At 65.6% G+C, this 14220-nt stretch carries 14 protein-coding genes; 7 read left to right on the top strand and 7 right to left on the bottom strand.

What is annotated here, in order from left to right; genetic code table 11:
• Position 1 precedes the first annotated feature (1 nt).
• Both ARC63_RS06475 and ARC63_RS06470 read right to left on the bottom strand, forming a co-directional pair.
• On the bottom strand, positions 2-952 hold the full coding sequence (locus tag ARC63_RS06475; protein ID WP_057502824.1) for an acyl-CoA desaturase: 951 nt from the start codon (positions 950-952) through the stop codon (positions 2-4).
• Positions 953-1032: 80 nt separating this feature from the next.
• Positions 1033-1800 carry a hypothetical protein gene (locus ARC63_RS06470; protein WP_019337471.1) on the bottom strand — a complete coding sequence of 256 codons (768 nt, stop codon included), beginning with the start codon at positions 1798-1800 and terminating at the stop codon, positions 1033-1035.
• A gap of 133 nt (positions 1801-1933) precedes the next feature.
• Here ARC63_RS06470 and ARC63_RS06465 point away from each other — a divergent pair, with 133 nt between their 5' ends.
• From ARC63_RS06465 to ARC63_RS06455, 3 genes are read left to right on the top strand one after another with little or no spacing between them, the layout of a single operon-like run.
• On the top strand, positions 1934-2557 hold the full coding sequence (locus ARC63_RS06465; protein ID WP_019337472.1) for a sigma-70 family RNA polymerase sigma factor: 624 nt from the start codon (positions 1934-1936) through the stop codon (positions 2555-2557).
• Positions 2554-3228, top strand: a complete 675-nt coding sequence (locus tag ARC63_RS06460) for a ChrR family anti-sigma-E factor (protein ID WP_019337473.1) — start codon at positions 2554-2556, stop codon at positions 3226-3228. The genes ARC63_RS06465 and ARC63_RS06460 overlap by 4 nt, the downstream gene beginning before the upstream one ends.
• A gap of 11 nt (positions 3229-3239) precedes the next feature.
• A complete protein-coding gene (locus tag ARC63_RS06455) occupies positions 3240-3932 on the top strand; it encodes a Rossmann-fold NAD(P)-binding domain-containing protein (RefSeq protein ID WP_049455036.1) in 693 nt (230 codons plus the stop codon).
• A gap of 2 nt (positions 3933-3934) precedes the next feature.
• Here ARC63_RS06455 and ARC63_RS06450 read toward each other — a convergent pair whose 3' ends face one another.
• From ARC63_RS06450 to ARC63_RS06440, 3 genes are read right to left on the bottom strand one after another with little or no spacing between them, the layout of a single operon-like run.
• The gene (locus ARC63_RS06450) at positions 3935-6334 is read right to left on the bottom strand and encodes a hybrid sensor histidine kinase/response regulator (protein WP_057502823.1); all 2400 of its coding nucleotides are present in this window, start codon (positions 6332-6334) and stop codon (positions 3935-3937) included.
• Complete coding sequence (locus tag ARC63_RS06445; RefSeq protein WP_057502822.1) at positions 6327-6794, bottom strand: response regulator; 468 nt, start codon at positions 6792-6794, stop codon at positions 6327-6329. Before ARC63_RS06445 ends, ARC63_RS06450 begins: the two co-directional genes overlap by 8 nt.
• Positions 6791-9028, bottom strand: coding sequence for an ATP-binding protein (locus ARC63_RS06440; RefSeq protein ID WP_057502821.1), 2238 nt, complete (start codon positions 9026-9028; stop codon positions 6791-6793). Before ARC63_RS06440 ends, ARC63_RS06445 begins: the two co-directional genes overlap by 4 nt.
• 251 nt (positions 9029-9279) lie before the next feature.
• Here ARC63_RS06440 and ARC63_RS06435 point away from each other — a divergent pair, with 251 nt between their 5' ends.
• On the top strand, positions 9280-9573 hold the full coding sequence (locus tag ARC63_RS06435; protein WP_010485774.1) for a hypothetical protein: 294 nt from the start codon (positions 9280-9282) through the stop codon (positions 9571-9573).
• Positions 9574-9589: 16 nt separating this feature from the next.
• On the opposite strand, the gene ARC63_RS06430 is transcribed toward ARC63_RS06435, so the two are convergent.
• Positions 9590-10075, bottom strand: a complete 486-nt coding sequence (locus tag ARC63_RS06430; protein WP_057502820.1) for a TspO/MBR family protein — start codon at positions 10073-10075, stop codon at positions 9590-9592.
• A gap of 74 nt (positions 10076-10149) precedes the next feature.
• A complete protein-coding gene (locus ARC63_RS06425; protein ID WP_057502848.1) occupies positions 10150-12345 on the bottom strand; it encodes an AsmA family protein in 2196 nt (731 codons plus the stop codon).
• Positions 12346-12525: 180 nt separating this feature from the next.
• Between ARC63_RS06425 and nudI the strand changes: the two genes are divergently transcribed.
• From nudI to ARC63_RS06410, 3 genes are all read left to right on the top strand, one after another.
• Complete coding sequence (nudI, locus tag ARC63_RS06420) at positions 12526-12957, top strand: nucleoside triphosphatase NudI (protein ID WP_057502819.1); 432 nt, start codon at positions 12526-12528, stop codon at positions 12955-12957.
• A 142-nt stretch (positions 12958-13099) separates the two neighbouring features.
• A complete protein-coding gene (locus ARC63_RS06415) occupies positions 13100-13297 on the top strand; it encodes a hypothetical protein (protein WP_057502818.1) in 198 nt (65 codons plus the stop codon).
• A gap of 238 nt (positions 13298-13535) precedes the next feature.
• On the top strand, positions 13536-13916 hold the full coding sequence (locus ARC63_RS06410) for a DUF3653 domain-containing protein (protein WP_057502817.1): 381 nt from the start codon (positions 13536-13538) through the stop codon (positions 13914-13916).
• Positions 13917-14220: the final 304 nt, after the last annotated feature.

Genomic DNA, 14220 nt, shown 5'->3' with positions numbered 1-14220 from the left:
CTCAGTACCTCGCCTTGGCCAGAACCCACTCGGGGATGGGCTTGAGCCCTTTGACCAGGCCCAGCGCCGCCATCGCGCGCAGCCCGTACCAGGTCAGGTCCACTTCCCACCAGCGGAAGCCCTGGCGCACAGTGCCGGGAAAGAAATGATGGTTGTTGTGCCAGCCCTCACCGAAGGTGAGCAGCGCCAGCCACAGGTTGTTGCGGCTGTCGTCGCGGGTCTCGAAGCGGCGGCGGCCAAAGCGGTGCGCCAGCGAATTGATGGTGACGGTGGCATGGAACAGCACGATGGTGGAAATGAAGAAGCCCCACACCAGCAGCTGCGGGCCATTGGTCTGCAGGTCGGGCGCCCAGCGTTCCAGTCCAGCACCCAGCGCGTACAGCGCTGCGGCCGGCAGTACCGGCACTGCCGTATCGAAGCGGTCGAGCCAGCGCAGTTCGGGGAAGCGCGCCAGGTCAGGTACCCGCGACAGATCGGTGGCGAAGGCCTCGCGGGTGAGGAACCAGCCCATGTGGCTGCGCCAGAAGCCGCCTTCGCGCGGTGAATGCGGGTCCAGCCGCTGGTCGGCATGCCGATGGTGGTGGCGATGATGGGCAGCCCACCACAGCGGCCCGCGCTGCACGCTGGAGGCGCCGATGACTGCGAACACGAACTGCACCGGACGCGATGCCTGGAAGGTGCGGTGCGAGAAGTAGCGGTGATAGAACGCCGTGATGGCGAACATGCGCACTGCGTAAAGCGCCGTGGCCATGACGACCGCCGTCCATGACACGCCTACCCAGATCACCGCGATGCAGGCCAGGTGCATCAGTGCAAAGGGTACCGCGCGCATCCAGTCGATGCGTCCTGGCTGTTCGCCGGTGCTCTCTGTGGCATTGCTGGTATCGACCCACCGCTGCAACGTACGCAGCAGGCGCCAGCGTCGACGGGGGAGGGGCGCTACAGAGGCCATGGCGGATCTCGGCGGGTGTCGTGTCCTGCTTTACGCAGCAGGGCGCGCAATGGATGCGCCACTTCGAACTAAATTTCGCTTCACCTGGGCGTCACGGTGCAACGCTCGACCAGGGGCTGCGCCCACGCCTGTTGCCAGTCACCTGCCGGTCGCTCGGCAGCTGGCGAGCTGAAGCGCACCGTCACCTGCGGGTAGCTGCCGCGGGCATCGCGCAGGTTGCTGGTGCCGCGGAATTCCAGCAGGCGGCGGTCGGCGCTGGCATAGACCAGCGACAGGCGCGGCACGATGCCGCCGTACCAGGTGTCCAGACTGACCTCGATCGCCTGGGCGTCGATGCCTTGCCAGCGAATGGAGCCCGACCGCCGCACCTGCACCGGGAAGTAGCGCTGCCGCCCTGGCACCAGGAACGGCAGGCTGACGCGTTCGCCGCGCAGCAGCGCCGGCCAGTGCAGGCGGACCGCGGCATCAAACCCCGCATCGATCACCGCATCCGGCGGCAGTTCAAGCTGGCGCCGACGCAGCTCACTGGCGGCATCCTCCTTCCATGCAATCGACACTGAGTCGCCAGTGGCGTCTACCTCGGCGGTCTGGCCGCTGCGGCGGTCCTCCAGCGAATAGCCCCGTGCCTGCGGCCGGGCGCTGGCGGGCAGATGCTTGCGGGCGAAGGGTTGACCGCCCGGGCACTGGTACAGCACCCAGCGCTCGGCGCCCTCCGTTGCCTCGCGCCGCCAGTGCACTTCACGGTAGAGGATGCCGCCCTGCGCGGAGGTGGCCACGCCCTCGCTTCGCAGCCAGGGTGCCGCCAGCGCGGCGTGAGGCAGGCACAGCAGCAGCCAGGCAGTGCGCATGGGTCGTGATCCGGAAGGGAGGGCTCAGGGCGTACGGCAGCGGCGGCCGGTTGGATGCACAGCGCCGGCTGCATCCAGTTGCTGCCCCTGCGCGTACAGAGGACAGACCTTCACCCGCCCGCCGCGAACCCAGATGTACCCTGACGCCGCCAGCACACTCCTCAACTTCGATAGCGCACGCACCGTGTCCAGTTCCCAGCAGCCGAGCAGCGAGCCGACGAACTGGGCCGGTGACATGGACGGCGTGGCGCGGCTGCGCGACCGCGACTGTTTCATGCGGATCTACGACTACTTCATGCCGCGATTGTGCGTGTACCTGCGCGGCCTGGGTGCACCGGATGCGGTTGCCGAGGAACTGGCGCAGGAATGCCTGCTGCGCCTGTGGCTGCGAGCGGCCGACTACGATGCGGCCCAGGGCGCGCTGAGTACGTGGCTGTACCGGATTGCGCGGAACCTGCATATCGATCGCATCCGTCGCGAGCGAAGCTGGATGCAGGTGCAGTCAGCGGTGGAGGATGCTGCCACACTTGACGTGATCGAGCGCAGCAGCGCCGAGCAGTTCGCAGACCAGGCACGGCTGCGCCAGCGCATCAACGAGTTGCCCGCGGTGCAGGCGCGGCTGGTGCGGATGTCCTATTTCGAGGCCAAGAGCCACAGCGAGATCTCAGAGGCGCTGGGCATGCCGCTGGGGACGGTCAAATCACACCTGCGCCGCGCGTTTCTGCAACTGCAGGCCAAAGTGGGAGGTGCGTCGTGAACCCGCATCACCACTTGCATGAATCCACCCTGATGAGCTATGCCGCCGGCGCGCTGCCGGCGCCATTGAGCATCGTGGCCGGTGCTCATCTGGAGCAGTGCCCGCATTGCCGTCACCGCCTGCGCGACGCAGAGGCGATCGGCTCGGTGCTGCTGGAGCAGACCCAGCCACCCGCAGCCGACACGCGACGCGAACAGCTGCGTGAGGCGATGCTGATGCAACTGGCCGCGGAAGCGCCGATGGCCATGGCTGGGGTCGCACGCCCCGTGCCGAAGGAGCGACCCGAGGCCGATCCGGACCATCTTCCTGCTTCGCTTCACCCGTATTTCGGTGCGTCGCTCAGTGGCCTGCGCTGGCGCTGGATGGCGCCGGGTGTGCACTGCATCCGTGCAGAGCAGATGCCTTCGCTGATCATGCTGAAGATCGCCCCTGGCAAGTGCCTGCCGATGCACAGCCACGGCCGCAGCGAGCTGACCCAGATCCTGCGGGGCTCGTACAACGATGCGCTGGGGCTGTTCGCGCCCGGCGACGTGGCGGATCTGGATGAAGACGTGGAGCATCAGCCGGTGACTGCGCCCGGGGTTCCCTGCATCTGCGTGTCCGCGTTGGATGCGCCGTTGGTGTTCAGTGGCTGGCTGGCGCGGAAGATCCAGCGTTTCGTGAAACTCTAGCGGGGGCGACGATGGCCGGGACGGGCGCATTACGGATTCTGTTGACCGGTGCCGCAGGCCTGGTCGGGCAGGGTGTGGCGTTGGCTTGCCAACGCTCACCACATGTGTCCCGCCTGACAGCGCTGGTCCGCCACCCGGGAAGTCTGAGCGGTGCTGGCAGCGAACTGATCGTTCCGGACTTCCTGCGTATCCAGGGGCGGTTGGAAGAACTGGCCGGGTTCGATGCCTGCTTCTATTGCGCCGGCGCACCACCGGTCGGCACCACTGAGGCCGAATACCGGCGCGTGACCTTGGACACGACATTGGCGGTGGCCCGTGCCTGGGCGGCTGCGAATCCCGAAGGGTTTTTTTTGTATGTATCCGGTGCCGGTGCGGACCCTCGGAGTCGGCTGATGCCGTTGAGGATCAAGGGCGAGACCGAGGTCGCACTGCAGGCCCTGCCGGTGCGTACCGTGATGCTGCGCCCGGGCGGCGTGCGGCCGGTATCGGGAACCGGCACGCGCCACGCGGTGCTCAAGCCCTTGTACTGGGGTGGCGCGCCGTTGATGAAACTGGCTGGCGCACTCGTCCCTTCACTGGTCACCAGCAATCTGGCGGTGGGCCAGGCGATGATCGCACTGGCCGGAAGAGAGCATCCGCCTGCGACGGTGGAGTGCGCGGACATCAACCGGATCGCGGCAGGCATGCGTGATCCGGCCGCGTGAGCTCAGTGCGCGGCAGCGTCCAGCGCGGTGCGTACCGCCTGCGCAAGGTCACTGCGGGTAAACGGTTTCGGCAGCAGCGCTGGGAAACGCCCCTGACTGCCCACCGCTTCGTGGTCGCGTGGATAGCCCGATGTGAAAAGCACGGCAACTTCTGGCCAGCGCTCGCGGACCTCGCGGACCAGCTCCCAGCCCGACATGCCGGGCATCACCACGTCGGAGAACAGCAGGTCGACCCTGGTGTCCGGCCGCTCCAGCAACCTCAGTGCGGATGGTCCGTCATGCGCTTCCAGTACGCGGTAGCCCAGCAGGCGCAGTGAATCGACCGTGTGCGCGCGCACATCGTCGTTGTCCTCGGCCACCAGGACGGTTTCCTCGCGCGGCGCGTAACCGGCCAGGCCAACCTGCGGCGCACGTGCTTCGCAGGGCAGGGCCAGCGGTGAGCGCGGGAACATCATGGTGATACTGGTGCCGCCGCCTTCCACCGAATCGATCAGCACGTGGCCGCCGGACTGCTTGACGAAGCCATGCACCATCGACAGACCAAGCCCGGTGCCGCGGCCGACCTGCTTGGTAGTGAAGAACGGTTCGAACACGCGCGCCAGGGTAGCCGCGTCCATGCCGTGGCCGTTGTCGCGCACCCGCAGCATCACGTACTCGCCCGGCGTTGCATCCGGGAACAGGGCGGCGTAATCGTGGTCGAGGTGGCTGTTGTCGACCTCGATCACCAGCCGGCCGCCATGTGGCATCGCATCGCGGGCATTGACCGCCAGGTTCAGTACGGAGGCCTCCAGCTGGCTCACGTCGATCTCCACGCACCAGATGTCCTGGGCGCTGCGGATCTCCAGCTGCACCAGCTCGCCCAGCGCACGCTGCAGCATGTCGTGCATGTCCAGCAGGCGCTCGTTGAGGTTGGCGGCCTGGCTGTGCAGCGGCTGGCGTCGGGCAAAGGCCAGCAGGCGCTGGGTCAGGCTGGCGGCACGGCCCACGCCCTTCAGCGCATTGTCCAGCGCACGGCTGACCATCGCACCGGGTTCGCCTGCACGCTCGTTGAGCAGCATGGCGTGCTCAACATTGCCGGAAATGACCGTGAGGATGTTGTTGAAATCATGCGCGATGCCGCCGGTGAGCTGGCCGACCGCCTCGATCTTCTGTGACTGGCGCAGCGCATGTTCAGCCTGCAGCCGCGCGGTGGTTTCCACCGCCTCGGAAACCACGGCTGTGACCACGCCTTCGGTATCCAGCAGCGGACGGAACGAGAAATCGAAGCTGCGCCGGCCGGTCGGGAGCTCCAGCTCCAGTGCATGCAACGAACTCCGGCCCTGTACGGCTGCGGCGACGGCCCGGTCGATCAGCGCGCCGATGCCATCGGTTGTGCCGAACCAGATCGATTCGCCAAAGCGCTGGCCAATGACGTCCCCCTTGTCTGCCAGCACCGCGGCCAGTGACGCGTCATTGGCATCAACCACGCGTCCGGACAGATCCAGCAGCACCTGATGCTGGAAGCTGGATTCGAAGATCGCCTGCAGGCGCCGCTTGCTGGCCCTCAGTTCGGTGGTGCGCGCCTGCACCTGTCGTTCGAGTACCTGGTTGTCCTCGCGCAGCGCCAGTTCGGCCTTCTTCAACAGTGAAACATCGCTGCCCATGCAGATGTAGCCGACCACGCTGCCATCGGCGGCTTGCTCAGGCACGCAGTCCATCTGCACGAACCGTGATTCGCCGCTGCGGTGGATCAGTTCGACCTGGAAGCTGGTGCGTTCGCCCCGCAATACCCGCTCCAGGCTGGGCAGGGCGTGCTCGAAGGCAGAAGTCCCGCTGACATCCCGTGCCGCGCGACCCAACAGTTCTGCAAGGCTGAATCCGTGCCAGTCCAGGAACGCCTTGTTGGCAAACCGGTAGCGATGGTCCTTGTCCAACTGGGCGATCAGCGCCGGGACGGCATCGGTTACCTGCTGCAGCTGGGCCTGGCTTTCGTTCAGCGCGGCCTGCGCATTGGCCAGCTGAGTACGCTCGTGCGCCTCCTGGCGGGCGCGGCGGATCGCATCGGGCAAGCGTTGCAGGCGTTGCTTCACCACGTAGTCGCGCGCACCGCGCGTGAGTGCCTGTACCGCCAGTTCCTCGGTCAGCGTGCCGGAAACAAAGATGAAAGGCGTCTGCGGCACGCGTTCGCGTGCCAGGGCAAGTGCTGCGTCACCATCGAAGCCTGGCAGGACATGATCGGCGAGGATCACGTCAAACGCACGGTTGTCGATGGCCTCGATGAACGCATTCCGGGTCCACAGGCGCTCGGCCTCGAAGTCGAGGCCGGCGCGCTGCAACTGTGCGCTGATCAGCTCCGCATCAAGCGCGCTGTCCTCCAGCATGAGGATGCGCAGGCGCTCGCTGCGGCGCGATCCATCACGCATTGTGCTGCCCCGAGCCGTTGGGCCGATGCGGCGGCGGCTGGTTGGTGATGCCCCAGAACATGCCCAGCCCCTGGATGGCGTCGAAGAACTCCTTGAAGTCGACCGGCTTGACCACGAATGCGTTGACGCCCAGTTCGTAACTGCGCACCAGATCCTGCTCCTCGCGCGAAGAGGTCAGCATCACCACCGGGGTGCTGCTCAGGTACGGGTCGCCACGGACCTGCTCCAGTACCTCCAAGCCATTGACCTTGGGCAGCTTCAGGTCCAGCAGCACCACCACCGGGCCGCCGTGCATGGCACCGGCAAACTTGCCTTCGCAGCGCAGGTAGTCCAGCGCTTCGGCGCCGTCGCGTACATGGATGACATCGTTCAGCAACTGGCAGCGCGACAATGCGGCCAGAGTCAGCTCTGCATCCTTGGGGCTGTCCTCAACCAGGAGGATCGGCCGCAGGTCCCTCATGGGTGATCTCCTGTGGAACGGGGTAGGGTGAAGTGAATGGTGGCGCCCTTGCCGGGCTCGCCCTCGGCCCAGGTACGGCCGCCATGGCGGCTGATGATGCGGCGTACATTGGCCAGGCCGATGCCCGTGCCTTCGAACTCTTCGACGTGATGCAGGCGTTGGAACACGCCGAACAGCTTGTCCACGTAGCGCATGTCGAAGCCGCAGCCGTTGTCGCGCACGAAGAAGTGGTCTTCGTCGTCGCTGCGTTCGTGACCGACCTCGATAACAGCCTGGTCGCGCTCGCGGGTGAACTTGATCGCGTTGGCCAGCAGGTTCTGCCAGACCAGGCGCAGCATCGTCGGATCGGCTTCGACCTCCGGCAGCGGTGCGAGCGTCCACTGTACGTCGCGGCCGGCGTAGTCCAGGGCCAGGCTCCGGCGCACATCCTCCGCCAGCGCGGTCATGTCCATCCGCACACGCCCCAGGGTGGAGCGCCCCATCTGCGAGAAGCTGAGCAGGTCATCCACCAGTGTTCCGGCGGACTTGGCCGATTCCACGATCGTGTCCAGGAAGCGGCGCTCGGTATCGTTCAGGCGCTCGCCCGCCGAGCTGCCCAGCAGTTCGGAATAGCCGACAATGTGACGGAACGGAGCGCGCAGGTCGTGGCTGACCGAGTAGGAGAAGGCTTCCAGTTCCTTGTTGCTGCGGAGCAGCTGCTCGTTCAGTTCGGCCATTTCCTCGGCCTTGCGCAACACGATATCGACGATGGCCGTGCGCATCTCGTGTGCCGCGTCGCAGTCAGCATCGCTCCACGGCAGGCTGCGCTGCTGCACGGTCTCCTTCCAGGCCTCGAACGAGTTGCGCGGAGACAGCGCCACGCCCGGTGCTGCTTCCTTGCGGGGATCGCCACCCCAGCGCACGGTGCGCACCACTTCCGGCCGGAACCACATCAGGTAACTGTCATGCAACTGCGAAATGGACACCGCCAGCACGCCGCTGGCTACGTCGGCCAGGTGCGCGGCAGGTGACCAGTCGGCTGCCAGGTGATCGGTGCAGTAGGTTTCCTGGCCGGCCTGCTGCGTGGCCAGCCAATTCGCCAGGGCCAGCACGTCGCTGGCAGAAGGGCACTGGCCGACACGCAGGCAATCGCCCTTGTGCACGATCACCGCGCCGGCCGCGCCAGTCAGCGACAGCAGGCTGGCCTCGTCGTCGCGCAGTGCGGCCATGAAGTCCTCATCACCGGCCATGCGTGCCAGCAGCTTGACCAGCACAGAACGACGGGCCACGCGCTCTTCGATCGCACGCGCACGCTCCTTCAACGCAATCTGCAGCGACAGGATCTGGCCCATGAACTCGCAGGCAGTACGCACGTGGTACGGCAGGCGGCGTGGCTGCACGGTGTGACAGGACACCAGGCCCCACAGCCGGCCTTCATGCACCAACGATACCGACATCGACGCACCGGTTCCCATGTTGCGCATGTAGTGCAGGTGTACCGGCGAGACGCTGCGCAGCACGGCCAGGCTCAGGTCGGTGGGCGGCGCGTCGCGATGGTCCTCGGCCCGCATCAGCGGGGCAGGGGTGTAGTTGTTGTCCGCAATCAGGCGGACCCGGTTGCGCCGATACAGTTCGCGGGCCTGCGCGGGAATGTCCGACTCAGGGAAGCGCAGGTCCAGGTAGGACGGCAACAGGCCGTTGCCATCCTCAGCCACCACGATGCCGTTCCAGCCGGCGTCGAACTGATAGACCAGGGTGCGGTCAAAGCCGGTGAGCCGCCGCATGTGCGCGGCCGCAAGCCTGCACAGGTCTTCCACGGTCGCCGCCGATTCAATGCCGGTCATCAGCTCGCGGATGGCCGGATACAGTTCTTCCAGCGAGCCCGGTTGGCCGGGAACCGGTGCTTCCAGTTCGACCAGCAGATCGTTGGCGGAACGGTGCACCAGCAACTGATGCCGGCCGTGGCCATCCAGATGCACGGCGCCGACATGGGCACTGCTGCCGATCACGGCCTGCTGGAACAGGCCCTGGAACGGCGCCAGCACGCCGCCAAACACCTCGCTGACATGCTGCGTCAACGGTTCGCCGAACTGCTGCAGCAGGCCGGGATGGCTGATGGCGCGCTCGCGCACCTGCAGGGACTGCGGTTCAACGACCAGGAGCACACCATAGGGCTGGATCGCGCCGGGGGTGTGGATCGGTTCGCGCGCGCAACTGGACAAGGCAGTGTCGTGCGCGGACTCAGCAGAAGGCATCAAGGGCGGGACTCATCATTCGTGGATGGCTGGAAAGGCCCAGTGGTACATCCGGTACCCCTCAATGGTGAAGCAAAATCATGCATTCGCCTACCAGTGTATGCGTGTGAAGCGTGCTTCTGTCCAAGCTGAATTCTTCATGTGGGGACGAGGTCGAGCACTTGCAGTTTTCGCGAAGAATACATCTCCGCTGCACATCAGCTCGACAGGTCATTGCCTAGAGTGGATCCACTTCCCTGAGCGACCGCCCCGTGAACCTGCAGCCCGCGCCCCTGTCCCCGTACCGCATGCTGGCTGACAGCTGCCAGTTTGAACTGCTGGATGTGGATGCGCTGCAGGACCCGGCCAGTGGCCGGCTGCTGCACCTGTATTCGCTGGTTGCCCGTTGCCTGTCCTGCGAGACGATCTTCAAGGCGGAAGAAGGGCGGGGCCTGGTCAGCCATACTGCGGCACGGGTGGTGCGGTGCCCCACCGGCTGCGGCCAGCAGGCATTCAAGCCGGCCCTGCTGCGGACCTGGCGCCCGCAGGCCATTGCCCAGGCGTGAGCGGCAGGCGACCTTGTCACAGCAGTCCGGGATTGGCTCGCCATACCGCAAAGTTGAGCGCCGAGGCGAACGAAATCCAGGCCAGGTAAGGAAGCAGCAGCACCCCCGCAATCGGGCGGGTGCGCGCGAACGTGACGATCGTCGCGCACACCAGCACAATCAATAGAAGAATGTCGGCGAAGGCAAGCGCGCCCAGCCTCCAGCCGAAGAAGAGCCAGCTCCACAGTGCGTTGACGGCCAGCTGCACCAGATAGAGCACCAGCGCGGGTCGTGCCCCACGCCAGCCACGTTCGCGCCAGGCCAGCCACGCGGCAATCGCCATCATGGCGTAAAGCAGCGTCCACACCGGGCCAAAGACGCTGGCCGGTGGTGCCCACCCGGGGAGGGCAAGGGTGGCGTAGAAGGTGGCCGCCGATGTGGATGCCCACGCACCCAGGGCGGCCGCCGCGAAGGTGATCGTCACCCATCCCAGAAGACCGGAAATCTGTGAACTCCGCTTCATACCGTACAGCTCCCTGATGCGCATGCTCCCGTATACGCACAGAGGCCGCGAATGGATGCAGGCTGCGGGCCTTCTCAGTCTGAAGAGCCGGCGGCGCTCGTGCCCTGGCTTGCCGGCAGCAGGGAAGGCTGTTGATCAAACCACTCACGTGCCTTGGACAGATGCCATTGGCGCCGGTCACCGTCCAGCTCGATGCCCGCACCCAGCAGTCCCCAGCGCAGGTAGAGATCGCCGCGTTTGCGCTGTTCCAGAAGATCCAGCCGCGCGCGTACCGACAGGCGATCATTCTCGGCCTGCAGTCCATCGATGACCAGATGGCCAGGGCGCCAGCGCAGCGTCGCCTGTGCCTGCACCTGGCCGGAATCGAGGAGGGACAGCGTCCAGCGTGGGTAGTCGGTGCGCTCTGCGAACAGCGCGAGCAACGGACGGGCATCGCTGAGATCCAGATCCGTGGTGGCATCCACTTGGAATGGCGACTGCGCATCGATACGGCCACGTTTGAAGGCCGCGCGGCCTTTCCAGGCGGTTGCGCGCTCCGTACCCGCCACCTGCACGTTGCGTAGCTCGACCGTGGTGCCGGACAGGTCGAAATGACGCTGGTTGAAGTCGCCCCGGCGCAGGGTTGCGTTCACGTCGACGTCGCCGCCCATGTCCAGGCCGGCGACCTTGGCGCTGGTGTTGCGCCCCTGCAGGCGGGCCGTGCCATGGCCAACGCGGCCATCGGTATCGAGGGTGGCATCACCGCTGAGTGAGCCGGTGCCGCGCAGCAGGCGCACCTGTTTTGAACCGAGATAACGGTTGTAGGCCGACAGATCTGGAATGGTGGCTTCGCTGAAGCTCAGGTGCGCGCGCACGCCCTTGCGCAGCTCCTGCAGGCGACCGGCGCCGGTCAGATCCAGCGCCAGATCACGACCATCGAACAGCCGAACGTCCTTGGCATCGGTGGCACGCGCGGTGAAGCGGGGCAGGCGGACGGCAAGCAGGGCCAGATTTGGAGCGCCTGACTTCAGTTCCCCGTGCGCGCTGGCGGCACCGGCAAGCCGGACGCCGGCAACCTCGGCAACTGCTTCGGCAGAGGGAATGTCCACCGTGCTGCCTTCGCTCAGCTCGCCGTTGCGCAGCCGCAGGTCGGCCTTCAGTGTGCCGCCGCCGTCCAGTTGCAGCCACGGCTTGCGGACGAACAGGGCAGGGATCCAGTTGAGTGAGGTGAACGTCCATTCGCCGCGCACCGTGCCGGAACTGCGCTCCAACAACTGAGCGAGGTCCTGGAAGGGGATATCACGGCCTGTGATGTGCAGGTCCGCGTCCACTTCGCTGCCTGAGCCGGGCTTTGGCGGCAGGCGGGCCTGCAGGCGCAGGTCGTTGGCCACGTTGAGCTGCAGGGCCAGCACGCCGCGATCGGGGGCGCCGTCACCCAGATAGAGCGGCACCTGCCACAGCGCGTGGTCGCCGGGCTGCAGTTGGCCGTCGATCAGGTGCAGCGCCAGCTGCAGGCGGCCGGGCACGGGCGCGCTGGAGATCTTCGGCTTTGTGACATCCGTATCCATGCGCAGTCCCTGGCTGCGTGCATCAACGTCCAGTTGGGCATGCAGGATCTTCAGTTTGGCGAGCCCCGGCGCCTGGTCCCGGTAATGACGCGGATAGCTGAAGCGTGCGGCAAGGTTCATGTCATCCAGCACCTGCACGCCATCGAAACTGGTGTCCGCACCCTTGAACGTGACGGTTGAATCGAGCAGTTCCGAGGGGCCACCGCGCAGCTGCTTGATGAAGCCGACCGTGCCCTGGCCCTTGCCGATGATCAGCAGCTTGCCGAAACGGGCGCTGCGGATGCTGTCGCTGTGGATGGCATCGAAACGCAGCGTCCAGCCCTGGTCGCTGCGCGGGGGCGGCGGAATGGCCTCGTCAACGCGGCTGATCTCGGCCGATACGCCCGTTGCCTGCAGGCGCGGAACCCGTACTTCGCGCTGGAACAGCGGCAGGACTGCCAGCCTGGCGCTTGCCCGGTCGGCATGCAGCACGTAGACGGTGTGGTTGACGTGGCCGCGCATGTGCACGTTCCAGGCGATCACGTGGCCGGGCAGCAGGGTGATGGCCGGGCCCGTGGTCATCACGAACTTGTGCGGCTTGCGGTTGGTGACCTGGTCGAACAGTGGCGTGTTGAGGAAGATGTTGCCGGCCAGGAGGTAGGCAACATACAAGCCCAGCAGGATGTAGATGGCAATGCGCCGTCGCCGGGGCAGGTGATGTACGGGCGCAGGAGGAGGGGACATGAACCACTCGAACAACGAGGACCCCCGCACTATTGCGAAGTGACCGGCGGCAGCATGTGAAGCCGGCGCGCCGCTCAGATTCGTTGTGGCCTGCCACGCTAAATCAATTGCAACCCATCGGGATGCCGCCGGGTTTCATACAATCCTTCCGGCATCTGCCCAACATCCAAGGAAGACCCTGTGAGACAACGCGTCATCGTATGCCCGCTGATCCAGAACCAGGGCGCCTATCTGTTGTGCCGCATGCCGTTGGATCGTGGTGCATTTCCGGGCCAATGGGCACTGTCCGGCGGTGGGCTGGAGCCCGACGAACGCATCGAGGAAGGCCTGCGCCGGGAGATCCGCGAAGAGCTGGGGCACGCGCTGCAGATCGGTGCCGTTCAACCATGGACCTTCCGCGACGACATCCGCACCAAGCTCTATCCGGACGGTTCCAGCGAGCAGATTCACATGATCTACCTGATCTTCGACTGCGAAGCACTGAACCGTGACGTTACGATCAACGAAGAGTTTGATGCCCATGCCTGGGTGGAACCGAAGGATCTGGGTGCGTACGACCTCAATGCGGCAACCCGGATCACGCTTCTGGCGAAGGGGCTGCTTTCGAGCTAGTGCAGAAAGGGGCGCCAGGTTGAGATGGAGGGCCTGCGGCAGCGGACTGCCATAGGTCATTAACGTGACGCGTCACGCCGGACGGAAATCACGTTCCTGTCATGGCACGTGACCGGCCGATGCAATTGGAGGCGGGAGAACGATGAAGGTCCTGCTTTGGGCGCCTACAGCTTTGTTTGCCTTGCTGTCATTGAGAGCGTTGGCTTTCGTTGCCTATCAAGGACTGAATGGACCCGCCTTTGAAGAGGAAGAGATCATTGTCGCGGGGGGTGGCTTGGTCTGCGGCTGGATCGCCTGGGTCATGCACAAGACTGTGATCGGACGATGGAGGAAGCCGTAGCAGCCAGGCCGCGAGGGGCACGCTGGGGAGGCCGGCTTCTTGGCTTGGCATAGCAAGGCCGGTGATTGAGGCGAGCGGTACGCGAGCGTCCTCGGAGAGGCTTTGAACATAATATACATTATGCGAAATCATGGATCGGCCGAATCCGAGCCTTCGTCTCTTCCGCTTGGCAATGGCTGGGCCTCTGGCTCGGCTCTTGCCTGCGACCTGGGACCCCGGCCAAGGATGAGATCGCGGCATGATTGAGTTCGACCCGCACCACCGTATTGACTTGACCGGCCCTTGGGCCGGTTTTTCTTTCCTGGGCGACCGTCTGATTACGCCCGAAGGCCGCGAGTTGCTGCCCGAGGATCTCGCCTGGCTGTCGCTCACTGCCTGCCAAGCGCAGGAATGGCGCCGGATGATGGAGGCTGCACGCTCGGTACCGTCGATCGAAAGCTCCAGAAATGTGCGCAATCGCGACGCCGGCATTCGCCATCATCCTGCCACTGTCGTCAATCTGCGGGACGTTGTGAGCCAGCGCAAACAGCGTTCGGCGGTGGCGATGGCTGGCCCTGACGCCGATCCAGTGACGTCAGTCCTGCCAGTACAGGGGCCGAGGCCTCGCCAGCGCGTGTGAGGCGTTTCCGTAGGGGCGCTGCCCCTACACCCCGGTCACTGCTCGCGGCAGCGCTGCCAGCCACCTGCGGGCGAAGAAACCTGTTCCCATCCGTTGGGGAGCTTTCGGAAGGCCTGGCCGCCGATACAGGCGAGTCCAGAGCGCTTAGAAGCTTCGGACCCGAGCGAAGGAAGCCCGACGACACTATCGGAAGGACCAGGGCGACCGGCCCGGCGCGCTTCATCTGAAAGCACGCGGGCTTCGAGATGCTCGCAGTACGCCTTTACGCCCGGATGTGGGTGGTTCGGCCAGGCCAATTCGTGAC

It is taken from the genome of Stenotrophomonas geniculata ATCC 19374 = JCM 13324 (assembly GCF_001431625.1).
GTDB classification, from domain to species: Bacteria; Pseudomonadota; Gammaproteobacteria; order Xanthomonadales; family Xanthomonadaceae; genus Stenotrophomonas; species Stenotrophomonas geniculata.
Note: the sequence above shows the minus strand (reverse complement) of the source record. Positions and strands in the feature narration are given on the sequence as shown.

Bases quoted from the DNA above. Each gene is read 5' to 3' on its own strand.
- ARC63_RS06425 (WP_057502848.1), bottom strand. From the start codon at position 12,345: ATGTCCCCTCCTCCTGCGCCCGTACATCACCTGCCCCGGCGACGGCGC.
- ARC63_RS06440 (WP_057502821.1), bottom strand. From the start codon at position 9,028: ATGCCTTCTGCTGAGTCCGCGCACGACACTGCCTTGTCCAGTTGCGCG.
- ARC63_RS06450 (WP_057502823.1), bottom strand. From the start codon at position 6,334: ATGCGTGATGGATCGCGCCGCAGCGAGCGCCTGCGCATCCTCATGCTG.
- ARC63_RS06415 (WP_057502818.1), top strand. From the start codon at position 13,100: ATGAAGGTCCTGCTTTGGGCGCCTACAGCTTTGTTTGCCTTGCTGTCA.
- ARC63_RS06410 (WP_057502817.1), top strand. From the start codon at position 13,536: ATGATTGAGTTCGACCCGCACCACCGTATTGACTTGACCGGCCCTTGG.
- ARC63_RS06455 (WP_049455036.1), top strand. From the start codon at position 3,240: ATGGCCGGGACGGGCGCATTACGGATTCTGTTGACCGGTGCCGCAGGC.
- ARC63_RS06465 (WP_019337472.1), top strand. From the start codon at position 1,934: ATGTACCCTGACGCCGCCAGCACACTCCTCAACTTCGATAGCGCACGC.
- ARC63_RS06445 (WP_057502822.1), bottom strand. From the start codon at position 6,794: ATGAGGGACCTGCGGCCGATCCTCCTGGTTGAGGACAGCCCCAAGGAT.
- ARC63_RS06475 (WP_057502824.1), bottom strand. From the start codon at position 952: ATGGCCTCTGTAGCGCCCCTCCCCCGTCGACGCTGGCGCCTGCTGCGT.
- ARC63_RS06430 (WP_057502820.1), bottom strand. From the start codon at position 10,075: ATGAAGCGGAGTTCACAGATTTCCGGTCTTCTGGGATGGGTGACGATC.
- ARC63_RS06470 (WP_019337471.1), bottom strand. From the start codon at position 1,800: ATGCGCACTGCCTGGCTGCTGCTGTGCCTGCCTCACGCCGCGCTGGCG.